At 68.3% G+C, this 23,573-nt stretch carries 22 protein-coding genes; 14 read left to right on the top strand and 8 right to left on the bottom strand.

All coding sequences use genetic code 11. The annotated features are described in order from the left end of the window. Positions 1-22 precede the first annotated feature (22 nt). A complete protein-coding gene (locus MC45_RS00620; protein WP_038658308.1) occupies positions 23-943 on the top strand; it encodes a LysR family transcriptional regulator in 921 nt (306 codons plus the stop codon). Here the strand turns inward: MC45_RS00620 and MC45_RS00615 are convergent. Next, on the bottom strand, positions 940-1,941 hold the full coding sequence (locus tag MC45_RS00615; RefSeq protein ID WP_038658306.1) for an NAD-dependent epimerase/dehydratase family protein: 1,002 nt from the start codon (positions 1,939-1,941) through the stop codon (positions 940-942). The two genes, MC45_RS00620 and MC45_RS00615, sit on opposite strands and share 4 nt — an antisense overlap. 179 nt (positions 1,942-2,120) lie before the next feature. Between MC45_RS00615 and MC45_RS00610 the strand changes: the two genes are divergently transcribed. The 4 genes from MC45_RS00610 (at position 2,121) to MC45_RS00595 (ending at position 4,953) form a co-directional block, all read left to right on the top strand. Further along, positions 2,121-3,026 (top strand): fatty acid desaturase, encoded by a 906-nt coding sequence (locus tag MC45_RS00610; protein WP_038658304.1) that lies wholly within the window; start codon positions 2,121-2,123, stop codon positions 3,024-3,026. Beyond that, positions 3,023-3,832 (top strand): phosphate/phosphite/phosphonate ABC transporter substrate-binding protein, encoded by an 810-nt coding sequence (locus MC45_RS00605; RefSeq protein WP_245640788.1) that lies wholly within the window; start codon positions 3,023-3,025, stop codon positions 3,830-3,832. The genes MC45_RS00610 and MC45_RS00605 overlap by 4 nt, the downstream gene beginning before the upstream one ends. A 117-nt stretch (positions 3,833-3,949) precedes the next feature. Next, on the top strand, positions 3,950-4,528 hold the full coding sequence (locus MC45_RS18520) for an alpha/beta hydrolase (protein WP_052075442.1): 579 nt from the start codon (positions 3,950-3,952) through the stop codon (positions 4,526-4,528). Positions 4,529-4,632: 104 nt separating this feature from the next. Continuing rightward, positions 4,633-4,953 (top strand): hypothetical protein, encoded by a 321-nt coding sequence (locus tag MC45_RS00595; RefSeq protein WP_156143732.1) that lies wholly within the window; start codon positions 4,633-4,635, stop codon positions 4,951-4,953. 39 nt (positions 4,954-4,992) lie between these two features. Here MC45_RS00595 and MC45_RS00590 read toward each other — a convergent pair whose 3' ends face one another. Further along, positions 4,993-7,578, bottom strand: a complete 2,586-nt coding sequence (locus MC45_RS00590) for a M1 family metallopeptidase (RefSeq protein ID WP_038658301.1) — start codon at positions 7,576-7,578, stop codon at positions 4,993-4,995. Between the two features lie 129 nt (positions 7,579-7,707). Here MC45_RS00590 and MC45_RS00585 point away from each other — a divergent pair, with 129 nt between their 5' ends. Beyond that, on the top strand, positions 7,708-8,664 hold the full coding sequence (locus MC45_RS00585; RefSeq protein WP_038658300.1) for an NAD(P)H-dependent flavin oxidoreductase: 957 nt from the start codon (positions 7,708-7,710) through the stop codon (positions 8,662-8,664). Positions 8,665-8,849: 185 nt separating this feature from the next. On the opposite strand, the gene MC45_RS00580 is transcribed toward MC45_RS00585, so the two are convergent. Beyond that, positions 8,850-9,308: a DUF1465 family protein gene (locus MC45_RS00580; RefSeq protein ID WP_038658297.1), complete on the bottom strand. Its 459-nt coding sequence runs from the start codon at positions 9,306-9,308 to the stop codon at positions 8,850-8,852. Between the two features lie 99 nt (positions 9,309-9,407). After that, a complete protein-coding gene (locus tag MC45_RS00575; protein WP_038658294.1) occupies positions 9,408-9,605 on the bottom strand; it encodes a YdcH family protein in 198 nt (65 codons plus the stop codon). Positions 9,606-9,774: 169 nt separating this feature from the next. Here MC45_RS00575 and MC45_RS18725 point away from each other — a divergent pair, with 169 nt between their 5' ends. Beyond that, positions 9,775-9,930 carry a DUF465 domain-containing protein gene (locus MC45_RS18725; RefSeq protein WP_081974265.1) on the top strand — a complete coding sequence of 52 codons (156 nt, stop codon included), beginning with the start codon at positions 9,775-9,777 and terminating at the stop codon, positions 9,928-9,930. Positions 9,931-10,019: 89 nt separating this feature from the next. Here MC45_RS18725 and MC45_RS00570 read toward each other — a convergent pair whose 3' ends face one another. Both MC45_RS00570 and dksA read right to left on the bottom strand, forming a co-directional pair. Beyond that, positions 10,020-10,358 carry a PilZ domain-containing protein gene (locus tag MC45_RS00570; RefSeq protein ID WP_052075440.1) on the bottom strand — a complete coding sequence of 113 codons (339 nt, stop codon included), beginning with the start codon at positions 10,356-10,358 and terminating at the stop codon, positions 10,020-10,022. Positions 10,359-10,442: 84 nt separating this feature from the next. Beyond that, positions 10,443-10,907, bottom strand: coding sequence for an RNA polymerase-binding protein DksA (dksA, locus tag MC45_RS00565; RefSeq protein ID WP_038658291.1), 465 nt, complete (start codon positions 10,905-10,907; stop codon positions 10,443-10,445). 457 nt (positions 10,908-11,364) lie between these two features. Here dksA and MC45_RS19115 point away from each other — a divergent pair, with 457 nt between their 5' ends. Next, positions 11,365-12,240 (top strand): hypothetical protein, encoded by an 876-nt coding sequence (locus tag MC45_RS19115; RefSeq protein WP_156143731.1) that lies wholly within the window; start codon positions 11,365-11,367, stop codon positions 12,238-12,240. A gap of 63 nt (positions 12,241-12,303) precedes the next feature. Here MC45_RS19115 and MC45_RS00555 read toward each other — a convergent pair whose 3' ends face one another. Continuing rightward, entirely contained in the window at positions 12,304-12,735 is a 432-nt protein-coding gene (locus MC45_RS00555; RefSeq protein WP_038658288.1) for a host attachment family protein, read from the bottom strand. 99 nt (positions 12,736-12,834) lie between these two features. Here MC45_RS00555 and serS point away from each other — a divergent pair, with 99 nt between their 5' ends. From serS to MC45_RS00535, 4 genes are all read left to right on the top strand, one after another. Beyond that, positions 12,835-14,115 (top strand): serine--tRNA ligase, encoded by a 1,281-nt coding sequence (serS, locus tag MC45_RS00550; protein WP_038658285.1) that lies wholly within the window; start codon positions 12,835-12,837, stop codon positions 14,113-14,115. A 4-nt stretch (positions 14,116-14,119) separates the two neighbouring features. Continuing rightward, the gene (locus MC45_RS00545; protein WP_038658282.1) at positions 14,120-15,256 is read left to right on the top strand and encodes a M23 family metallopeptidase; all 1,137 of its coding nucleotides are present in this window, start codon (positions 14,120-14,122) and stop codon (positions 15,254-15,256) included. A 54-nt stretch (positions 15,257-15,310) separates the two neighbouring features. Next, positions 15,311-16,540, top strand: coding sequence for a tyrosine--tRNA ligase (tyrS, locus tag MC45_RS00540; protein ID WP_038658279.1), 1,230 nt, complete (start codon positions 15,311-15,313; stop codon positions 16,538-16,540). Positions 16,541-16,616: 76 nt separating this feature from the next. Then, positions 16,617-16,922, top strand: coding sequence for a PilZ domain-containing protein (locus MC45_RS00535; protein ID WP_245640787.1), 306 nt, complete (start codon positions 16,617-16,619; stop codon positions 16,920-16,922). A 273-nt stretch (positions 16,923-17,195) separates the two neighbouring features. Here the strand turns inward: MC45_RS00535 and recG are convergent, their stop codons facing one another. After that, positions 17,196-19,247, bottom strand: a complete 2,052-nt coding sequence (gene recG / locus MC45_RS00530) for an ATP-dependent DNA helicase RecG (protein WP_038658276.1) — start codon at positions 19,245-19,247, stop codon at positions 17,196-17,198. 72 nt (positions 19,248-19,319) lie between these two features. On the opposite strand from recG, the gene MC45_RS00525 reads away from it, so the two are divergent. Both MC45_RS00525 and mfd read left to right on the top strand, forming a co-directional pair. Next, on the top strand, positions 19,320-19,586 hold the full coding sequence (locus MC45_RS00525; RefSeq protein WP_038658272.1) for an FAD assembly factor SdhE: 267 nt from the start codon (positions 19,320-19,322) through the stop codon (positions 19,584-19,586). Between the two features lie 243 nt (positions 19,587-19,829). Then, the gene (gene mfd, locus MC45_RS00520; RefSeq protein ID WP_038658269.1) at positions 19,830-23,312 is read left to right on the top strand and encodes a transcription-repair coupling factor; all 3,483 of its coding nucleotides are present in this window, start codon (positions 19,830-19,832) and stop codon (positions 23,310-23,312) included. Positions 23,313-23,573: the final 261 nt, after the last annotated feature.

Genomic DNA, 23,573 nt, shown 5'->3' with positions numbered 1-23,573 from the left:
TGGCATCTCATCATTGCCGATAATGACACGTCGCCTCCCCGATTTCGAAGCCTGGGCGATCTTCGCCAAGGTCGCCGAGCGCGGCTCCTTCGCCGGCGCGGCGGAGGCGCTCGGCCTCGCCAACCCGACCGTGTCGAAGGCGATCGCGCGGCTGGAGGCGCGGCTCGGCGTCGCCTTGCTGTCGCGCACCTCGCGGCGGCTGTCGCTGACCGAGGCGGGGCGCGCGGCGCTCACCCGCGCCGGCCGCATTCTGCAGGAGGGCGAGGCGCTGGAGGACGAGGCGGCGGAGCAATCCGACGTCGCGCGCGGACTGGTGCGGATCAGCGCGCCGCTGTCGTTCGGTACCGCTTATGTCGGTGCGACGCTGCCCGACTTCCTCGCCGCCTATCCCGAGATCACCCTCGATTTCGCGCTGAGCGACAGGCGCGTCGATCTGGTTGCGGAAGGCTTCGACCTCGCACTGCGCATCGCCGCACTGGAGGACAGCTCACTGCTGGCGCGGCGGCTGTGCACGGTGCGCATCCTGCTCGTCGCTGCGCCCGCCTATCTCGACGCGCACGGGCGGCCGAGCCACCCCGCGCAGCTCAAGGACCATTGCGCGCTCGCTTATACCGGCGGGTCGAGCCGCGGCGTCTGGCGCTTCGGCCATCCGCAGTTCGGCGAGGAGACGGTCGAGCCGCCGGTACGCGTCTGGACCGACAATGCCGACATGCTCAACCCGGCGCTGCTCGCCGGGCAAGGCCTGGCGCTACAGCCCGAATTCCTCGTCTGGCGCGAAATTCGCGAGGGGCGGCTGGAGGTGGCAATGCCTGAGTGGAGCGTCGCGCCGCTCGGTCTCCACCTCATCACCCCGCCGAGCCCGTTGCGCCCGCGCCGCGTCACGGTGCTGATCGATCATCTCGCCCGGGCGCTGGCGACAGCGCCGTGGGCGGTGGCGTCCTAGAGCCGGTGATAGGCGCGATACCAGTCGACGAAGCGCGGCACGCCGACGTCGATCGTCGTGGTCGGCCGATAGCCTAGATCGTCGACGATCGCGGTGATGTCGGCGAAGGTCCGCACGACGTCGCCAGGCTGGATCGGCAGGTCGCGGCGCACTGCCGGCCGGCCGATCGCCGCCTCGAGCAAGCCGATCACGCGGCCGAGCGGCTCCGAGCGGTTGTTGCCGATATTGTAGAGGCGGTGCGGCGCGACGCTGCCGCCGGGCTTTTCCTGCCCGTCGTCAGGCGGCGGCTGGTCGTGCGCGGCGATCACGCCGGCGACGATATCGTCGATGAAGGTGAAGTCGCGCTCCATCTGGCCGTTGTTGAACACCGGGATCGGCTCGCCGGCGAACATCGCGCGGGTGAAGATCCACAGCATCATATCCGGCCGGCCCCACGGGCCGTAGACGGTGAAGAAGCGCAATCCGGTCTGCGGCAGGCGATAGAGGTGTGCGTAGCTTTCGCTCATCACCTCGTTGGCGCGCTTGGTGGCGGCGTAGAGCGACACCGGGCGATCGACGCGATCCTCGACGCGGAACGGTACCGAGGCGTTGCCGCCGTAGACCGACGACGAGGACGCATAGACCAGATGCTCGACCCGCCGCGTGCGTGCGAGTTCGAGGATATTGAGATGGCCGACGAGGTTGGACTGGCCGTAGACCTCGGGATGCTCGATCGAGTAGCGGACGCCCGCCTGCGCGCCGAGATGGACGATGCGCTCGAACGCATGCGGTGCCAGCGCGTCGCGCAACGTCGCGGCATCGGCGAAATCGACCGCGAGGAAGGTGAAGCGGTCGCCATGCCGCCGGGTGAGTTCGGCAAGCCGGGCCTGCTTCAATGCCGGATCATAGTAATCGTTGAGTGAATCGATGCCGACCACGCTGTCGCCGCGTGCGAGCAGCGCTTCCGCCGTATGCATGCCGATGAAACCCGCCGCCCCGGTTACCAACGTCTTCGGCATCGTCTGTCTGCTCCGTCTTCGCGAGGCCATCGACGGCCGCAGCCATTCGCTAGCCGAGGAAGCGCCGCTTGACGATGCCCCGTACCCAACAAGCTGAGCGATCTCCGTGACAAGCAAGCCTTGGCTTGCCAAATCCTATCGAAAGCGTGGAGATTGATGGGAGAACGTCAGGAGACTGTATGCCCCGGTCCGATCCTCAACGACGTGCCGCGGCGGCCGTTGACTGGCCGACGATCGCCGTCGCCATCGTCGTCTACGGCGGGTGGCTGGCGCTCACCGCCTGGCATGCGCTGGTGCCGCTGCCGATACTGATGCTGCTCGGCGGGGCGATCGTCGGCTGGCAGGGGTCGTTGCAACATGAGACGATCCACGGTCATCCTACCGATCGTCGCCTGCTCAACGACATGATCGGCATGCCGCCGCTGAGCCTATACCTGCCCTATGCAATGTACCGGCGCTCGCATCTCGCCCATCACGGCTGCGGCGCGATCACCGATCCCGCCGCCGATCCCGAATCGCGCTATCATGCCGGTCGCGGCGTGGCGCGGCGTCTGGCGGCGGTGCAGGCGACCCTGATCGGTCAGTTGCTCTTCGGACCGGCGCTCGTGGTCGGGCGGTTTCTCGCCGGCGAGATCGGGCGGATGAGGCGCGCGCCGGGAGCAGTCGCACGCGACTGGCTGCCGCATCTGGCGGGGGTGGCGCTGCTGCTCGCGTGGCTCAGCCATGTCGGCCTGCCGATCGGCACCTATCTGGTCGCCTTCATCTATCCCGGCATCGCGTTGACGCTGTTGCGCAGCTATGCCGAGCATCGTGCCGATCTCGCAACCACCGCCCATGCGGCGATCGTCGAGCGTGGAGGACCGTTCGCCCTGCTGTTCCTCAACAACAACCTTCATGTCGCGCATCACGAGCGCCCGGGCCTGCCGTGGTATCGCCTGCCCGCCTATCACCGCGCGCATCGCGACCGGTTCGTCGCCGAGGGCGGCCGCATCTATCGCGGATATGGCGAGGTGCTGCGTCGCTTTGCGTTCCGTGCACACGACGATCTGCACCATCCCGCCTATCGGCCGGATCAAGCGGCGTGACGCTGGTCGCGTCGCTCGGGATGTACGATCACCCGGCACAGCGAGCGGCAAACGACGCGCTCTGGCGCGGTCTCGCACATCGGCTGCGGGTCGCGGGCATTCCCGGCGTGCCCGACGATCTCGACCGGTCGCGATCGGTTGAGGCGATCTGGCACGACGCTCGCCTGCTGTTCGCGCAGGCGTGCGGCTATCCGTTGACCGCCGCCGACGCGCCGGCGGTGCTGGTGGTCGCGCTGCCGGTCTATGATGCGCCCGGCTGCGACGGTGCGAGCCACCGCAGCGTCATCGTCGTACGGGCGGCGGATCGGATCGATGCCGTCGCAGACTTGCGGGGATCGCGGGCGGCGATCAATGCGCCGGCCTCTAACACCGGCATGAACCTGTTGCGCGCCGTCGTGGCACCGCTGGCCGACGCGACGGCGTTCTTCTCGCAGGTCGTCGTGACGGGGAGCCACCGCGCCAGTGCCGAGGCGATCGTCCGCGACGAGGCCGATTGTGCCGCGATCGACTGCGTGACCTGGGCGGCGCTGCGACGCCATGAGCCGGTGTCGACCGGGCGGCTGCGGGTGATCGCGACGACGGGCGCCACCCCCGCGCTGCCCTTCGTCACCGCAGCGGCGACGTCGGACGCGCACCTCGCCGCGATCCGGGCAGCGCTTGCGGCGGTGATCGCCGATCCGACGCTCGCGACCGCCCGCGACGCGCTGTTCCTGCGGGATATCATACCAGCGGACGAGACTGCACTGGCGCCGGTCCGATCGGCGGAGCGGGATGCGATCGCGCTCGGCTACCCGCTGCTGCGATGATCGTCCCGCCCGCCGCCCGCTTCGGCGCGCGAGAGCGTATCGGGGCTGGTCCGCCGTCAGGAAGCGTTCATACTTCGACCTTCGCCGAGTCGCCCGGCGTCGAGGAGTGAGACGCGCATGACCGCCATCGCCGCCCTGAACTTTGCCGACCCCCGCCTGTCGATCGTCACGATCGGCGACGGGGAAGAGACGCCAGCCTGGCAGCGCATGTTCGGCTGGCCCGCAGGCGGATCGGGTGCGGTGCCGCTCGATGCGCGCTCGCCGGCGACGCGCAACATCTGGGCGGCGAAGCTCGACCGGGCGGTGCGCGAGGCCGATGCGCGCGTGCTGATCGTCGCCGAGGGACTGGGCTGCGCGGCGAGCGCATGGTGGGCGCGGCTGTCGCCGACCGACGATGTCCGCAAGGTCGCCGGCGCGCTGCTGTTCGCGCCGCCGACCGATGCGGGCGACCTGTTCGCCTCCCCCCGATCGCGCCTGCCCTTTCCTTCGCTGGTGATCCGCCCCGGCGGCGCGCCCGACGATCTGGCGGCGGCGGTCGACGATTGGGGCAGCCGGCTGGTCGTCGGCGATCGCGTTCGCGACCGGCGCGCGGGCGCGGTCGCATGGCGGCAGGCGCAGCGGCTGTTCCTGCGCCTGACCCAGCAAGTGGTCGACCACGACGTCGACCGCGGGCGGGCGATCACCGGCTGGCGCTGAAGCGCCCCGGAGCCTCACACGGAGCCTTGTCGATCCCGGCCTCCCCCGCCTATCTTCGGGCGGACAGGACGATGGAGACGGCAATGCGAAATGGATTGATGCTGATGCTGGCCGCGGCCCTGACCGGCTGCGGATCGCAACCCGAACCGCAGGCCGCCAATATCGCCAGCGCCGCACCCAAGGAAACCGGCTATATCGCCAAGGTCACCGCGCTGCCGCCGCGGCAGCTCAACGGCGTGCTTTACCGGGCGATCGACGATGCCAAACAGCCGTGCCAGGGCGTCGCTGCGGTAACCCGCCAGGCCGATCGCAAGGGCAAGCCGGTATGGGCGGTGCGGTGCATCGAGGGCAGCGCGTGGCTGGTCGCACTCGGTGACGACGGGGTGGCGGAAGTCACCGGCATTCCGGCTCGCGCCGGCGGTTGATCCGACGAGGGAGCGGCCGCGAGGCCGCCCCCTGCCCGGTCAGGCGCTCTTGCCGAGCCAGGTCTGGACGGCCGGACGCAGGCGCTCCGCCGCTGCCTTGCGGACGGCGATGCTCGACACCACCCGCTTGGCGGGACCACGCGAGGTTTCCGGCATCGTCGCTGCGAAGGCATTGATCTTGCCGGGCATAGCCGGATCGACCGAACCGCCGCCGAGGCCGACGATGAAACTCGCCTTGCTGCTGTCCTCGATGAACCCCTCGACCAGCGCGCGGTTCGCCACCGCCCAGTCGAACGTCATGTCGGGATGCTCGCCCGACACCGCGCGCAGCAGCGCGGCACGCTGCGGCGCGGTGAACGTGTCGGTCTTGAGCAACTCCAGCGCGCGCGTCGCCAGCGCATCGTCCTTGGCGTAGCCGAGCAACGAGACGAAGCGGTTCTTGGCGACCGGATTGGTCTCCGCCTTGGTGAGGCGCAACAGCAGGTCCCAGTCCGCCGCGCTCGCATTGGCGGCGAAGGTGGCGAGGATCGGCTGGCGGATCGCCGGCGGGATCGCGGTCGGATCGGTGGCCAGCTTGGCGACGTAGCTGCGCGCCTGGCGCAGCACCTCCGGATCGCCGTTGGCGCCGAGCTGGCCGACCAGATTCTCGCGCAGATTGCCGACCAGCGGCGATTCGTCCGCCCGGGCGGTGTAGCCGATGCGTTGGAGGACCGGACCGAGGATCGCGACGGTGCGCGCGCGCAGCGGCGTGGCCAGCGGCGTCCCCTCGAACAGGCCGTTGAGTCCGCCGAGCCGGCCGGAAACCAGCGACCATTCGAGCGGATCGGCGCCGGCGCCAACCTGACCCATCACCGCGAAATAGCGCGACAGGTCCTGATATCCCCCCGCCGCCAAAGCATAATCGTCGGCGAGCGTGCCGAGCCGATCCTCGAGCGGCAGCCGCGTATAGTCGCGAACCAGAGCGTCATGGCCGGGCTGGTCGTAGAGCACGCGGGTGTAGCTGCCCTTGCCCTTGTTGAGCAGCAACGTGCCGCAACCCTTGACCGAGACGGTGGTCGCCGGGCCGGTGACGATCGTCCGCGTCTCGCCGCCACCGATCGTCGCGACGACCAGCGGCACCTGCCACGTCTGCGGCGTCTTGGACGCCGCGTCGAGACCGAAGCGGCCCTGCGCCAGCGTCGCCGTGGTGGTGCCGCCGGTGCAGCGCGCCCCGGTCAGCGTCACCAGCGGCACGCCGCCCTGCAGCGTATAGCCGTGGGCGATCTCCGCCACCGGCTGGCCGGCCGCGGCCGACAGCTCGGCCCAGAGCTGCTCGGTCACGGTGTTGCCGAACTTGTATTTGGCCATGTAGCGGCGGATGCCGTCGCGGAACTTGTCGGGGCCGAGCGTCGATTCGAGCATGCCGATGACGGCCTGCCCCTTGGAATAGGTGATGCCGTCGAACGCCTCGCCGATCTGGTCGACGGTTTCGATCTTGCGGATGATCGGATGCGTCGCGGCGGTCGCGTCGATGCCCATCGCCGCCTCGCGATCGGTCGACACCGCGGCCGCATCGGCCTTCCACGCCGGATTGAGGTCGGCGGCGGACTTGTTCTCCATCCACGAGGCGAAGCCCTCGTTGAGCCAGAGGTCGTCCCACCAATTCATCGTGACGAGGTCGCCGAACCATTGGTGCGCCATCTCATGCGCGACGACGGTGAAGATGCGTTGACGGCCGCTTTCGGTGGCGCGCTTCGGGTCGAACAGCAATTCGGGCTCGAAATAGAAGATCGCGCCCCAATTTTCCATCGCGCCGAAGAACTGGCTGGAACCCGGCCCGGCGACCATGTCGAGCTTGGGCAGCGGATAAGGCTGGCCGAAATAGCTGTTGTAATAGGGCAATAGCCGCTTCGCCTCGGCGAGCGCGTAATCGCCCTGGTCGACGACGCCGCGACGGGTGATCACGCCGATCTCGACGTTCCCCGCCTGTACCGTCTTGCGCTCCAGATCGCCCATGCCGAGATAGAGCAGATAGCTCGACATCACCGGCGTCTCGGCGAAGCTGTAGAGCTGGGTGCCGTCCGCCTGCTTCGCCACCGAGGCGGCGGGCATGTTGGAGAAAGCGAGCTGGCCGGCGGGCGCGGTCGCCTTCAGCCGGAATTTCGCCTTGAACGCGGGCTCGTCCCACATCGGCGCGAAACGGCGCGCATCCGGCGCCTCGAACTGCGTCGCGAGCATGCGCGCCTTCGACCCGTCCTGATTGGTGTAATCGATCGCGAACAGGCCGGCGGCGGACTGGTTGATCTTGCCGCTCCAGCGGAAGCCGACGGTGTGGCGGCCGACCTTCGCCGCCGCGGGCAACGTCAGGACGAGCTGCTGTTTGTCCTTGTCGAGCGCGAAGGGCACCGCCTTGCCGTCGAACGTCGCCGCGGCGATCGCCAGGTCGGCGGCGTTGAGCGTGATCGTCCTGGTCGCCGCCTTGACGTCGATCTGGACGGTCTCGCTGCCGGTGAAGGTCATCGCCTGCGCATTCGGTGTGACGTCGATGTCGTAGAGCACCGGGACGACGGTCGCGGGCAGGCTGCCGGCGGCAAGCGCGGGGGTGGAGACGGTCAAGGCAAGGGCGGCGGCGACGGCTAGCTTCATGGAAGGATACACTCCGGAAACACTGTATCATTCGGCCCATACGCCTTTGGGCGGCGCGGGCAAGACGGGGCTTGCTGGACAGGCCGATCGGTTGCGCTAAACAACCGATCCAGAGAGGAAACCGCCGCCATGACACCCCCGATCTTCGACCGCCTGCGCCTGCCCGTGATCGGTTCGCCGCTGTTCATCATCTCCGGTCCCGAATTGGTGATCGCGCAATGCAAGGCGGGGATCGTCGGCTCGTTCCCGGCGCTCAACGCGCGGCCGCAGGCGCTGCTGGACGAATGGCTCCACCGGATCACCGAGGAACTGGCCGCGCACGACCGCGACCATCCCGAGGCGCCCGCCGCGCCGTTCGCGGTCAACCAGATCGTCCACAAGTCGAACGATCGGCTGGAGCAGGACCTCGCCACCTGCGCCAAATGGCGGGTGCCGATCGTCATCACCTCGCTCGGTGCGCGCGAGGACCTCAATACCGCGGTGCACGGCTGGGGCGGCATCACGCTCCACGACGTGATCGACGACCGCTTCGCGCGCAAGGCGATCGAGAAAGGCGCGGAAGGGCTGATCGCGGTCGCGGCGGGTGCCGGCGGCCATGCCGGCACGCTGTCGCCGTTCGCGATCGTGCAGGAGATCCGCCAATGGTTCGACGGACCGCTGGCGCTGTCGGGATCGATCGCCAGCGGCGGCGCGATCCTCGCAGCGCAGGCGATGGGCGCCGATTTCGCCTATATCGGTTCGCCGTTCATCGCGACGGAAGAGGCGAATGCCGCGCCCGACTATAAGGCGTCGATCGTCGACAGCCGCGCGGCCGACATCGTCTATTCCAATCTGTTCACCGGCGTGCACGGCAATTACCTGCGCAGCTCGATCGCCGCATCGGGGCTCGACCCCGACAATCTGCCCGAGGGCGACCTCAAGACGATGAACTTCGGCGGCGGTGACGGCAGCAAGGCCAAGGCGTGGCGCGACATCTGGGGGTCCGGACAGGGTATCGGCGTGATCGACAAGGTCGAGAGCGTCGCCGACCGCGTTGCACGATTCGGGGCGGAATATGCCGCGGCGAAGGCGCGCCTGCTCGGCTGAGCCGTGCGTCGTGTTGGACGACATGGACAAGATGGACACCTTAACGGAAACGATCGGCTCAGATCGTTTCCGTTTTTGACATGACGCCAGTCCTTCTCTTCTAGGCAGGGAAGGCCTTTGGAGGAGAACGGGGCGCGCCATGTCGCCGGTCTAGCGGGCGTCGCCGATGTAGGACAGACCGCGGTTCAGAAGGCCAGCGCGAGACGATCGTGGAGATGGTGGACCGGGCTCGACGTCGGGTGCGGCACCTGCGCATCGTCGAGCAGGCCGACGCGGCGATGGAGATTGGCGCTGGCGGCGACCAGACCCTGCGCGCGCACCGGCAGCGCGCGGACGAGATCGGCGTCGAACTGCGGCGCGCTGCCGAGCCGGCGCGTCGGGTCGAGCGCCTCGCGCGGCTTGATCTCGCCGGCGTCGATGGCACGCTGGGTGAGCAGCCAGGCGATGACGTGCATCAACCGCGTGGTGATCTTGAGCGATTCACAGGAGAAGCCGACGCGGATCAGCGGATCGAGCGTCTCGCGCTCCAGCCGGCCCTCGCTGTCGAAATAGTCGCGCGCCTCGTCGGCGAGCAGCATCGCCTCGGTATAAAGCGAGTCGATCAGACGATCGTGGATGCGTGATTCGCTGCTGCTGCGGGTCATGACCGTTGGGTGGCACAAGCCCCCCGGCTTGGACAGGTGCCGCAACGGTCCCGATTGTGCCGATTGTGCCGAAGTGATTCGGTCCGGGACGAAATAATCTCAGGCGATGATGTCGGGGATCAGTTGATCCTCGCAATTGGCGATCTCGTCGCGCAGCCGCAGCTTGCGCTTCTTGAGTCGCGCGACCTGCAACTGGTCGGGCACGCCGGTCGCGGTGAGCGCGTCGATCGCGGCATCCAGATCGCGATGTTCGGTGCGCAGCGCGTCGAGCCGGGCGATGATCTGTGCTTCGTCCATGCCTAATCCCCTGCCGCCTGCGTGGCTCCCCTAGCCCAGCCGCGGGCGCGGACCAAGTCGTCGCACGTAGCCACTCGGCTAATCGCGTTCGTCGCTTTGCGATGAGGACTTTTAACCTCTTCGATGGTTTACTCAGTCCCCCAACACGCATGCATCAGGAGGAACCGAAATGCAGACGACGCATCAACAGGCACTGGAGACCAAGCATGCCGCGCTCGACCGCCGCATCGCCGACGAGGTCCACCGCCCGTTGCCCGACGCCGCAATCCTCACCGACCTGAAACGCAAGAAGCTGAAGCTCAAGGAAGAGCTCAGCGGCCTGTAAGGCCCTTCGGCCCCTCCCGTCGCGGAGGGGCCTTTTGCATCAGGGTCATGCAGGACCCCTGCTCAGATGCCCCGACGGTCGATCCCGCTTTATCCTTTGGCCCCGCTCACCGGCTTGCGGGCCTTCTTGGGATCGATCGGCGAGTCGAGCGCGATGCCGATCCGGCCTTCGGTGCACCAGGCGACCTTGCCGGTCACCTTGCCGATACCGCGCAGCTCCAGCGAAACCGGCGTTCCCGGCTCCTTGACGCGGGCGCAGTCGACCATCAGCCCGCCCTCCGACAGATTGCGGACGCGCACGTCGCGGACCGTCGTCTCCTCCTCGAAGCGCAGTTGCGCCATGAGGAACAGGCTGTCGCGCGAACGGCTGCGCTGCGACCCACCGGCCGCATCGGCCTTGTCGAACGGGTCGTGGGAGTAGCTGTCCATAAACGAAGCCTGTGTGACCGTGCGGGATTAGGCGCCGGCGCCTAATGGCCGATGGTGGCGAAAGCGTTAACCGCCCACGCCGGTTCAATCCTCGCGCGAGATCTTCTCGTTGCGCTCGTGCCGCTCCTGCGCCTCCAGCGTCATCGTCGCGATCGGGCGCGCCTCCAGCCGGCCGAGGCTGATGGGTTCGCCGGTCACTTCGCAATAGCCGTATTCGCCCTCGTCGATGCGGCGGATCGCCGCCTCGATCTTCGAGACCAATTTGCGCTGGCGATCGCGGGTGCGCAGCTCGATCGACCAGTCGGTCTCGCTCGACGCCCGATCGGTGAGATCGGCCTCGCGCAGCGAGTCGACCTGGAGCTGGTTGAGCGTGCCCGCAGCATCCTGGAGGATCGCATCCTTCCAGCGCAGCAGCTTGTTGCGGAAATACGCCTGCTGACGCCGCGTCATGAACGGTTCGTCGTTGCTGGGTCGATAGCCATCGTCGGCATCGTTGGCCGCCGGCGGATTGGTCGTTACATCGTCTATCTGACTGACTTGCGTTGCCATACCACTCTCCCTCCGGCCCCATGATGACCTCGGGGCCGCCCCCAAATGGTTGAAGCGCCTATAATCGCGCCCGAAAGGAACCACAAGCGATGAGAGTTGCCGAATCGTACGCCTCGGCGTTCTTTTATTGCAGCATGCCGGCGGACAGAATGCGACCGCGCCGCGACGGGGCGGTCGTGGTTAACGGCGAATCAAACATCTGTTCCACTCTGGTACGTTAACGGCGATCGCGACACATCGGCGTGGTGAAAAGGCGATATCGGTGCGACAAAGTGCCGAAGGTTCTTGCACTTAATCGTTTCTTTGGCCCTTTGTCCTATGGCAGCACCGCCGTGCTGCGAGCGGGATTCTGGGGCATGGCCACCAGCAACGAGAAAGAGACCTTATGTCCGTAAGGATGGCCTTGGCGAAATTATGCGCTTGCGCATGCGGGGGAGCGTTGATCGGTGGCGGTGCCGTGCACGTCGCCGAGCGACCGAACCGACCCGTCTACGTCAAGCAGGTCAAGAAGCGCGTCGTCGTGCGGCGGCAGGTCGCCGCGGTGCAGCGCCAGGGTGTGCGCCGCCGCGTCGTCACGACGACCACGACGAGCTGCGCCCCCGCGGTGGTGACGGTGGCCAGCCAGGCGGCGCCCGTGCCGGTGCCGCTGCCCGCGGCGCAAGGCTTCATCGGCGGCGGCGGCGGCGGCGTACCCGTGGTGGTCGGCGGCAGCGGCGGGTTCGGCGGCGGCTTTGGCGGCGGGTTCGGCGGTGGCTTCTTCGGCGGCGGATCGTCCGGATCGAGCGGCAGCGTCGTGATCTCGTCGACGTCGAGCGGCGGGTCGAGTTCGACCAGCAGTTCCTCGTCGGGCAGTTCGTCGTCGTCGGGCAACGTGTCGAGTTCGTCGTCGGGCAACATATCGAGCTCGTCGTCGACCAGCAGCTCGACCGGTGGCGCCAACGTCGACATCAACAACAATAACAACAATTCCAACAGCAATCAGAATTCGAACAACAACCAGAATTCCAACACGAACAACAACAGCAACAACCAGAGCCAGAACCAGGGGCAAAATCAAAACCAGGGCCAGAATCAAAACCAGAATCAAAATCAGGGCCAGGGGCAGAACCAGAACAATTACGGGTCGAGCTCGAAGGGCTGGAGCACCAGCGGCGGCTGGTCATCGAACGGTGGCTGGACGTCGAGCGGCCATCACGGCGGCCCGCCGGGACCGCCGGGATCGTCGGGCGGTCCGCCCGCGCCGGTGCCGGCCCCGCCGATGGTGCTGCTGTTCGGCGCCGCCGCCGCCGCGCTGATCGCCCGCAAGCGGTTCGCCAAGCCACAGGCGGCCTGATCGACGGACAGGCAAAGGGGTGCCGGACTCGCGTCCGGCACCCCTTGTCGCATCAGGCTGTCGTCAGGCGGCGCTGAGCGCCTTCTCGATGTCGGGCACCGGATGACCGGTGAGATCCTTGGCCAGCTCGCCGGCGAGGCGGTTGCTGACCTCCTTGTGATAGTGGCGGCGCAACTCGCCGAGCGTCTTCGGCGGCGCGACGATGATCAGCGAGTCGAACTCGTTCGCCAGTGCGCGGCGCTTGAGCATATCGGCGGTGTCGGCGGCGAACCGATCCTCCTCCTGCTGATGGAAATCGACCTCGTCCATCGTGCCCATCTGCGTCGCGCTGGCACCGCCGGCGGCGTCGGTCTTCTGGTCGCGATCGGCAGGATTGACGCGTTCCTCGGCGTGTTCGACCTGCAGGTTGGGGAATTCGGCATCGCCCTCGTTGCGGAAGAACAGGGCCTTGCGGCCGTCGGCGACCAGTACGAAGGCATTGTGGGGGACCTGCATCGGGTTACTCCTGATCGTTGGACTCGGGGTCAACGCCGCCGAGGGCGATGGGGTTGCCGACTTGCGCGGTCGGGGGCGCGGCGGCATAGCCGCCGGATCATGCACGACATCCGCGCCATCCGGGACGATCCCGCCACTTTCGACGCCGCCCTCGCCCGCCGCGGCGTCGCCCCGCAGGCCGCGGCGCTGCTGTCGCTCGACGATGCGCGCCGCGCCGCGATCGCCGCCGCACAGGACGCGCAGACCCGCCGCAACGATCTCTCGAAGCAGATCGGCCAGGCCAAGGCGCAGAAGGACGAGGCGCGCGCACAGGCGTTGATGGCCGAGGTCGCCGCGCTCAAGGATCTGCTGCCGCAGCTCGAGGCCGGCGAGGCCGATGCGGCGGAGCGGCTGAACACGACGCTCGCCGCCCTGCCCAATCTGCCCGCCGCCGACGTGCCGGCCGGCGAGGACGAGAGCGGCAACGTCGTCGTCCACCAGCGCGGCACGCCGCCAGCCTTCGCCTTCCCGGCGCGCGAACATGACGCGATCGGGCCAGCGATCGGCCTGGATTTCGAGACCGGCGTCGCGATCGCCGGCGCGCGCTTCACGCTGGTGCGCGGGCCGGCGGCGCGGCTGCAACGCGCGCTCGGCCAGTTCATGCTCGACACGCTGACCCGCGACCATGGCTTCGAGGAAGTGGCGCCGCCGCTGCTCGTCAAGGACGAGGCGGTGTTCGGCACCGGGCAATTGCCCAAATTCGCCGAAGACCTGTTCCGCACCACCGACGGCCGCTGGCTGATCCCGACCGCCGAGGTGTCGCTGACCAATATCGTGCGCGAGGCGATCCTGCCCGCGGGCGAGCTGCCGCTGCGCTTCGCGGCGCTGACGCCCTGCTTCCGCTCGGAAGCGGGCGCGGCGGGACGCGACACGCGCGGCTATATCCGCCAGCATCAGTTCGACAAGGTCGAGATGGTGTCGATCGTCGCCGAGGAGGCGTCCGAGGCGGAGCACGAGCGGATGACGCACTGTGCCGAGAGCATCCTCGACGCGCTTGAGCTACCCTATCGGCGGATGCTGCTGTGCGCGGGCGACATGGGCTTTACCGCGCGGCGCACCTATGACCTCGAGGTCTGGCTGCCGGGACAGGATACGTATCGCGAGATTTCGAGCTGCTCGACCTGCGGCGACTTCCAGGCGCGGCGGATGAACGCGCGCTACCGTGCCGAGGGCGAGAAGGCGCCGCGCTTCGTTCACACGCTCAACGGCTCGGGGCTGGCGGTCGGCCGGACGCTGGTCGCGGTGCTGGAGAATTACCAGCAGGCGGACGGCTCGGTCGCAGTGCCGGCGGTGCTCCAGCCGTATCTCGGCGGGCTCGACCGGCTCGAAGCCAAGCGCTGACGGCATGGTGCGGGGGCGGATCGCAGGCAGTCTGGCGCTCGCCGGCCTGACGCTGTCCGCCTGTATCCCGAGCGTCGACGCACCGCCGTCGGTGGAGCGCGCGCCGCCGCCGCAACGCGTCCCACAGTATAGCGAACCCGCGCCGCGCAACGAACCGCCGCCGCCGCGGTCAACCCCGCCCGTTCGCCACCTGCCGCCGACCCGTCCCGCCGCACGCGGCGATGTCGCGATGCCGCGCACGGCGCGCCCGGCGTGGGAGGCACGGCCGGTCACGCCCGATGCGCGGGTCGTCGCCGAGCAGAGCTATGTCGTCGCGCCGGGCGATTCGCTGCGCCGCGTCGCCGAGCGTACCGGCGCGGGATCGGAGGCGATCGCGCGCGCGAACGGACTGGCGCCGCCCTATACGATCCGCGCCAGCCAGCGGCTGACCATCCCGGGCGGGCGCTATCACCTCGTCCGTCCCGGCGAGACGGGCATCGCCATCGCCCGCGCCTATGGCGTCGAATGGTCGCGCATCGTCGCCGCCAATGCGCTCGAGGAACCCTATGTGCTGCGCGCCGGGCAGCGCGTGCTGATTCCCGGCGATCCCGGCGCCGCGCCGAGCCGTGCCGATCGCGCGGCGGCGTTCAAGCTCGACATCGACGACATCCTGACCGGTGGCGAGCCCGCGGCGGCACCGCGTCAGGCCCCCGCCAAGCCGGTCGCCAACCCCGGCCGCGTGCTGCCACCGACCGCCGTCGTCGCGGCGCCGGCACGGTTGCAGGGCGGCTTCGTCTGGCCGGTCGACGGCAAGGTCGTCCGCCGCTTCGGGCCGGGCAAGAGCGGCGAACGCAACGACGGGATCAAGATCGCGGTGCCGGTATCGACGCCGGTCCATGCGACCGCCGACGGGGTCGTCGCTTATGCCGGTGACGGCATCGCCGCACTCGGCGGGCTCGTCATCGTCCGCCATGGCAACGGCTGGACCAGCGTCTACGGCCATGCCGCCAAGCTGCTCGTCCAGCGCGGGCAGAGCGTCAAGCGCGGCCAAACGATCGCGCTGTCGGGCGACACCGGCTTCGCCGACCAGCCCGAACTGCATTTCGAGTTGCGCAAGGGCCGCACACCGGTCGATCCGCAGAGCCAATTGCCAAGGCGGTAACTTCCGGCAGCTGCGGAGGGTGACGGGCGTCGCGTCGCTTGCTAACCGGCGCGGATGACCTACCAGTCCGACCTGCTGAGCACGCTCGCCTCGCGCGGCTATATCCACCAGCTCACCGATGCCGCCGCGCTCGATGCGCTCGCGACGAAGACGGTGGTGCCGGGCTATATCGGCTTCGATCCGACCGCGCCGTCGCTCCATGTCGGCAGCCTCGTCCAGATCATGTTGCTGCGCCGGCTCCAGCAGACCGGCCACAAGCCGATCGTGCTGATGGGCGGCGGTACCGGCAAGATCGGCGATCCCAGCTTCAAGGACGAGGCGCGCAAGCTGCTCGGTGAGGATGGCATCAAGGCGAACGTCGCGTCGATCAAGCGGATCTTCGAGCGCTTCCTGACCTTCGGCGACGGCCCCACCGATGCGGTGATGGTCGACAATGCCGAATGGCTCGACCGGCTGGAATATATCCCGTTCCTGCGCGACGTCGGCCAGCATTTCTCGGTCAACCGGATGCTGTCGTTCGACTCGGTCAAGCTGCGGCTCGACCGCGAGCAATCGCTGAGCTTCCTCGAATTCAATTACATGATCCTGCAGGCCTATGACTTTCTCGAACTGTCGCGGCGTGCGAACTGCCGGTTGCAGATGGGCGGCAGCGATCAATGGGGCAATATCGTCAACGGCATCGAGCTGGCCCGCCGCATGGATGGCACCGAGGTGTTCGGCGTCACCACGCCGCTGATCACCACCGCCGACGGCGGCAAGATGGGCAAGACGATGGCCGGTGCGGTGTGGCTGCACGAGGATCAATTGCCGCATTTCGATTACTGGCAATTCTGGCGCAACACCGACGATCGCGACGTCGGCCGCTTCCTGCGATTGTTCACCGACCTGCCGCTCGACGAGATCGCGCGTCTGGAGGCGTTGCCGGGGGCGGAGATCAACGAGGCGAAGAAGGTGCTCGCCAACGAGGCGACCGCGATGTGCCGCGGTCGTGCGGCGGCGGAACAGGCGGCGGAGACGGCGCGGCGCACCTTCGAGGAGGGCACAAGCGGCGATGCCTTGCCGAGCGTTGCGGTATCCGGAGAGTCGATCGCGGTGGTCGATGCTTTGGTCGCGCTCGGCTTCGCCAAGTCGAAGGGCGAGGCACGGCGGCTGATCGCTGGTGGCGGCGCGCGCATCGACGGCGAGAAGGTGAGCGACGAGGCGGCGACGATCGCGCTCGGCGAGGCCGAGGTGCGGGTGTCGGCGGGCAAGAAGCTGCACGGGCTGCTCACCCCGGCACGGTAAGGACTCGTAAACGCATCACCCTGTAGGGATAAGTCCGAAATGGTCTGGAGTAGGATCGTTTCGGAGGAGTCTGGTGGTGATTGCAGCGACCCTGTCCGACGACCGCAGCGAACCGCGCGACGAGGTGCATCATCGCAGCAGCGCGATGCTCGCCGACGAGCGTCGCGTCACGGTGCTGATCGTCAATCTGTCGCCGTCGGGTCTGATGATCCGCAGCGACGTGGCGGTGGGTGCCGGCGACTGGCTCTTCATCCGGCTGCCCGCGGTGGGCGACGTCCGCGTCGTCGTGCGCTGGGCGCTGGGCGGCCGGATCGGCTGCCAGTTGGAGCGGCCGATCCCCGCGAACCGCTATCATGCCGTGCTGGGGGCGATGGCAGGGTAGCGGTTCCTGGGGGATCGCGGGGCTCCCGCTTTGTCCTCCCCTTGCGGGGCGGGGCAATCGCAGATGACTATTCGGCGTGCTGCGACGGTATTTACATCCCGTCATGCCGGACTTGATCCGGCATCCCGCTTCTTCGCACCGTCCAAAGAAGCGGGACCCCGGCGCAAAGCCGGGGTGACGGAGTGGTTTTGGAAATCATCAAATCTTACAGACGTCCATATGCGATAGCCCTGCCCACAAGGGGGGAGGATACGGCACGCTGCTCTGGGCGCGTCACCCCGATCGCAGCAGCGCGACCCCGGCATCGCGGTCGAACAGGTAGAGCGCCACGCGCGCCGCCTGCCCTCTCGGCCCTTCAAGGCCCCCGTCGCGATCGATCAGCAACCGGGCGTCGTCCTGCGCGCATTGCAGCAGGTCGGCGAGCATCTCGGGGAGCGCGAGGCGGAAGGTCACCTCGCCCGACTGGCGCGTGCCGAGCAGTTCGCCGCCGCCGCGCAGGCGCAGATCCTCCTCGGCGATGCGGAAGCCGTCATTGCTTTCGCGCATCAGGGCGAGCCGCGCGCGCGACGTCTCGCTCAGCGAGGCACCGCGCAGCAGCAGGCAGCGCGAAAGCCCGCCGCCCCGCCCGACTCGGCCGCGCAACTGGTGGAGCTGGGCGAGACCGAAGCGGTCGGCGTGCTCGATGACGATCAGCGTTGCATTGGGCACATCGACGCCGACCTCGATCACCGTCGTCGCGACGAGCACGCTGAGCCGGTTGGCGGCGAACGCCTCCATCACCGCGTCCTTCTCGGCGGGCTTCATCCGGCCGTGGACGACGCCGATCCGCTCGCCGAAGCGGTTGCGCAGCGTCTCGGCGCGCATCTCGGCGGCGGCGAGGTCGCTCTTCTCGCTTTCCTCGACCAACGGGCAGACCCAATAGGCCTGACCGCCGTCGGCCATATGGCGGCCGATCGCATTGACCACCTCGTCGAGCCGGTCTTCCGAGACGACGCGCGTCTCGATCGGCTCGCGGCCGGGCGGCATCTCGTCCAAGCGGCTGACGTCCATCTCGCCATATTGCGCGAGCGTCAGCGTGCGCGGGATCGGCGTCGCGGTCATCGCGAGCAGATGCGGCGGTGCCTTGCCCTTGGCCTGCAACAGCATGCGCTGCGCGACGCCGAAGCGATGCTGCTCGTCGACGACGACGAGGCCGAGGTCCTTGTAGCCGACCGCCTCCTGGAAGATCGCATGGGTGCCGACGAGGATGTCGATTTCGCCGCTGGCGAGCGCCATCAGCGTCGCCTCGCGTGCCTTGCCCTTGTCGCGGCCGGTGAGGACGGCGATCTCGATCGGCAGGCCGGCGAGCAGTTTGCGCAGGCTGTCGTAATGCTGGCGGGCGAGGATCTCGGTGGGCGCGAGCATCGCGCCCTGCGCGCCGGCCTCGACCGCGATCAGGAGGGACATGGCGGCGACCAGCGTCTTGCCCGAGCCGACATCGCCTTGCAGCAGCCGCAGCATCGGCGCGGTCTGGGCGAGGTCGCCCTCGATCTCCGCCACCGAGCGGGTCTGCGCGCCGGTCGGTGTGTAGGGCAGGCGCAGCAGGTCGCGCAGCCGGCCGTCGCCGACCAGCGCCCTGCCCCGCCGCTTGCGCGTATCGGCGCGGACCAGCGTCATCGCGAGCTGGTTGGCGAAGATCTCGTCATAGGCGAGACGCTCGCGGGCGGTCTTGTCGGCGGGGTCGGCGTGGATGCGCTGCAAGGCCTCGCGCCAGTCGGGCCAGCCGCGCTTGGCCTTGAGGCCGGGCTCGATCCATTCGGCCAGCTCGGGCGCGCGCTCGATCGCCTGCGCGGCGAAGCCGGCGAGGCGGCGCGAGGTCAGCCCCTCGGACAGCGGGTAGATCGCCTCGCGCTCGCGGAAGAGCTCGTCGGGTTCGCCGAGGTCCGGATGGATGATCTGGAGCGTCTCGCCGTAGCTTTCGAGCTTGCCCGACACGCGACGCGGCTCGCCGAGCGGCAGCAGCTTCTTCACCCAGCCCGACGAGCCGCCAAAATACACTAAGTTCACGCTATTGCCGGCCGCGTCGGTGGCCTGGACGCGGGTTGGGCCGCGGCCGGTGCTCGTCTTATAATCGCGTGGAATCAAAGTGATAGCGATGATGCGGCCGGCATCGGCATGGTCCAGCTCGTCGCGCGGCAGGCGATCGATCCAGCCGCTGGGCAGATGGAAGGCGACGTCGACGACGCGGGCGAGGCCGAGCCGGTCGAGCGGCTTGGCGAGGCCGGGGCCGACCCCCTTCAGGGCGGTGACCTCGGCGAACAGCGGATTGAGGATATCGGGGCGCATGACTACATGACCGCTATACCGTACCCGACCGCCGCGGCCAGCGGTTGCCGGGCTATTTGCATGGGATTGTCGATGGATCACGCCACCCGCCTCAAGCGCATGAAGTTCCGTGCCTGGCATCGCGGCACCAAGGAGGCCGATCTGATGATCGGCGGCTTCTTCGACGCGCACGGCGCGGACTGGACGCCGGAACAGCTCGACTGGTTCGAAACGCTGCTGGAGGAGCAGGATGTCGACATCATGGGCTGGGCGATCGGATCGCTGCCCTGCCCGCCCGAATGGGACGGGCCGATGATGATGCAGATGCGTTCGCTGAGCTACGTGCCGGTCAGCCGCTGACACTGTCGGCGGTTTGCGAAGGTCTCGCCGCCTCCACCCGTCACCCCGGACTTGTTCCGGGGTCCACCGGACCGCAGGGGTCCGCTCACGCCTCCAGCCCCGCTCCCCGCCGCGGGGTGGACCCCGGAACAAGTCCGGGGTGACGGGGAATATGGGGGCGAGCTACCTGCTCCATCGGCCGACCCATTTCGTTCATGCCATCTGCCGGCACCTCGTCCGCAAAGGCGCCCAACCGAGAAAAAAATGCCCGATCTGAAGACGATCCTGTCCGCCAAATCCCCGTTGACGCTCGCCGGCGTGCCCGCCGGGTTCCAGCCGTCGCTGCTCGCCGATCTCGCGCGCGCCGCGGCGCATAGCGGCAAGGGCGGCCGTGCGGTGTTCGTCGCGCCGGACGATGCGGCAATGCGCGCGGTCGCGGCGACGGCGGCGTTCTTCGCGCCCGAGCTGGAGGTCATCAGCTTCCCGGCGTGGGATTGCCTGCCCTATGATCGCGCCAGCCCGACGCTGCGCATCATGGCGGAGCGGATCGCGGCCTTGTGGCAGTTGCAGCGCCCCAAGAAGACGCCGCAACTCGTCCTCACCACCGCCAATGCGGCGACGCAGCGCGTGCTGACGCCGTTCCGCATCCGCCAGCTCGTCGCGACGCTGGAGCCCGGCGCGCGGATCGATCGCGACGATCTCGCCCGGCTGTTGCAGGCGAACGGCTACGTCCGCACCGAAACGGTCCACGACCAGGGCGAATATGCGGTGCGCGGCGGCATCCTCGACCTGTTCCCGAGCGGCGAGGAGCAGGCGCTGCGCCTCGATTTCTTCGGCGACGAGATCGAGACGGTGCGCACCTTCTCCCCCGAGGACCAGCGCACCACCGGGCGGATCGACGGCTTCACGCTGCTGCCCGCGTCGGAAGCGCTGCTCGACGAGGAATCGATCAAGCGCTTCCGCACCCGCTATCGCGACAAGTTCGGCGCGACCGCGACCGGCGATCCTCTGTATCAGGCGATCAGCGACGGGCGGCGGCTCGCCGGCATGGAACATTGGCTGCCGCTGTTCGAGGAGAAACTGGCGACGCTGTTCGACCATCTCTCCGCCGACGACGTGGTGGTGCGCGACTTCGGCGTCACCGGCGCCGCCGAGGGGCGGATGGAATCGATCGCCGATTATTACGAGAACCGCCAGCGCGCCGAGGCGGCGCAGCCGGGGAGCTATCGGCCGCTCGCCGCGAAGACGCTGTATCTCGACGCCAAGGAATGGGCGGCGAGCCTCGACGCCGCGCGCGCGCATCTGACGACGCCGTTCCACGAGCCGGAAAGCGCCACCGTCCTCGACTTCGACGTCGACGGACCGCGCGACTTCGGGCCGGAGCGGTCGGCGAGCGCCAACGTCTACGAGGCGGTGGTCGATCATCTCAAGGGCTTGCGCAAGGCGGGCAAGAAGCCCGTCCTCGCGAGCTATTCGGTCGGTGCGCGCGAGCGGCTGGGCAATCTGCTCAAAGACCATGGCCTCCACGGCGGCAAGGCGGCGGACAGCTGGCAGGAGGCGCTGGGCGTCGCCGATACGGGCAAGTCGGCGGGCGTCGCGCTCGTCGTGCTGCCGCTCGACCACGGCTTCACCGCGCCCGACGTCGCCGTACTTACCGAGCAGGACATGCTCGGCGACCGGCTGGTGCGGCGCGCCAAGCGCAAGAAGTCCGCCGACGCCTTCCTCGCCGAGATCGCGGCGCTGACGCCGGGCGACCTCGTCGTCCACAGCGACCACGGCATCGGCAAATATCTCGGCCTGACCTCGATCCCCGTCGGCAAGAGCCCGCACGATTGCGTCGCGGTCGAATATGCCGGCGGCGACAAATTGTTCGTACCGGTCGAGAATCTCGAGGTGCTGTCGCGCTACGGCTCGAACGAGGAAGGCGCGAGCCTCGACCGGCTCGGCGGCGAGGCGTGGCAGCGGCGCAAGTCGAAGATGAAGGAGCGGATCCGCGAGATCGCGGGCGAGCTCATCAAGACCGCCGCCGAACGCGCGCTGCACCCCGGCGACGTGCTCGAACCCGATGTCAGCGGCTATCCGAGCTTCGTCGACCGCTTCCCTTATGCCGAGACCGACGATCAGGATCGCGCGATCGAGGACGTGCTCGGCGACCTGTCGGCGGGCAAGCCGATGGACCGGCTGATCGTCGGCGACGTCGGCTTCGGCAAGACCGAGATCGCGCTGCGCGCCGCCTTCGTCGCGGCGATGGCGGGCAAGCAGGTTGCGGTCGTCTGTCCGACGACGCTGCTCGCGCGGCAGCATTACAACAATTTCAGCGCCCGCTTCGAAGGCTTTCCGATGAACATGGGGCGGCTGTCGCGGCTCGTCCCCGCGGGCGAGGCCAAGGCGGTCAAGGAAGGACTCGCCGGCGGCACGGTCGACGTCGTCATCGGCACGCATGCGTTGCTGGCGAAGAATATCGACTTCAAGCGGCTCGGTCTCGTCATCGTCGACGAGGAGCAGCGGTTCGGCGTGACGCACAAGGAGCGGCTGAAGGCGCTGCGCGCCGACGTGCATATGCTGACGCTGACCGCGACGCCGATCCCGCGCACGTTGCAGATGGCGATGAGCGGCATCCGCGAGCTGTCGGTGATCCAGACGCCGCCGGTCGACCGGCTCGCGGTGCGCACCTACGTGATCCCCTGGGACCCGGTGGTGCTGCGCGAGGCGCTGCTGCGCGAACATTATCGCGGCGGGCAGAGCTTCATCGTCACGCCGCGCGTCGCCGACCTGCCCGATCTCGAGGAATATCTCCGCAACGAGGTGCCCGAGATCCGCTACGTCGTCGCGCACGGCCAGATGAGCCCGACCGAGGTCGAGGAACGGATGAGCGCCTTCTACGACAAGAAGTTCGAGGTGCTCGTCTCGACGACGATCATCGAAAGCGGGATCGACATCGCCTCGGCAAACACGATCATCGTCAACCGCGCCGACCGGTTCGGGCTGGCGCAGCTCTATCAGCTGCGCGGGCGGGTCGGGCGGTCGAAGACGCGCGCTTATGCCTATCTGGTGACGCCGCCCGAGCGGCAGATGACCGAGACCGCGGAGAAGCGGCTCAAGGTGTTGTCGGATCTCGATTCGCTGGGGGCCGGTTTCCAGCTCGCCAGCCACGATCTCGATATCCGCGGTGCGGGCAATCTGCTCGGCGACGAGCAATCGGGGCATATCAAGGAGGTCGGCTACGAACTCTACCAGTCGATGCTGGAAGAGGCGATCATGGACGCCAAGGCCGGCGGCATGGCGCTGCGCCCGCGCGACTTCAGCCCACAGATCACGGTCGATGCGCCGATCCTGATCCCGGACGATTACGTGCCGGACCTCGACCTGCGGATGGGCCTGTATCGCCGCTTGAACGAGCTGGAGGACAATCGCGAGATCGAGGCGTTCGCCGCCGAGATGATCGACCGGTTCGGGCCGCTGCCCGACGCGACCGACAATCTGATCCGGGTGATCGAGATCAAGCTCAATGCGCGCAAGGCGTGTATCGCCAAGATGGACGTCGGGCCGCGCGGCGTGCTGGTCGGCTTCCACGACGATACGCCGCCCAACGTTCCCGGGCTGCTGGCCTATGTCGAGCGGCTGAACGGCGTCGCGAAGCTGCGGCCGGACAGCAAGCTGGTGCTGCAACGGGCGTGGCCGGATGCGAAATCGCGGCTGCATGGCGCGCTGCAATTGTCCAAGGGGCTGGCGAAGGCGGCGGGGTAAGCGCTCGCGGCTACGGCCCGTTCGCCCCGAGCTTGTTGGTGGGCCTGAGTCTCACCTGCCCTTCGACCAGCTCAGGGCGAACGGAGGTAGGCCTGTTGGCGGGTCAGCTACCGTGGTCGGAGGGGCTGGCGAAGGCTGCGGGTGAGTGGCTTACGGCCACACCCTTTCCCCCGTTCGCCCTGAGCTTGTCGAAGGGCCTGAGTCTCACCGCCCCCTTCGACGCCGCCTGCGGCGTCGCTCAGGACAGGCTTCGACAGGCTC

The sequence above is a fragment of the Sphingomonas taxi genome (assembly GCF_000764535.1).
In the GTDB taxonomy this organism is placed as follows: Bacteria; Pseudomonadota; Alphaproteobacteria; order Sphingomonadales; family Sphingomonadaceae; genus Sphingomonas; species Sphingomonas taxi.
This window is presented reverse-complemented; position numbering and strand designations above follow the sequence as displayed.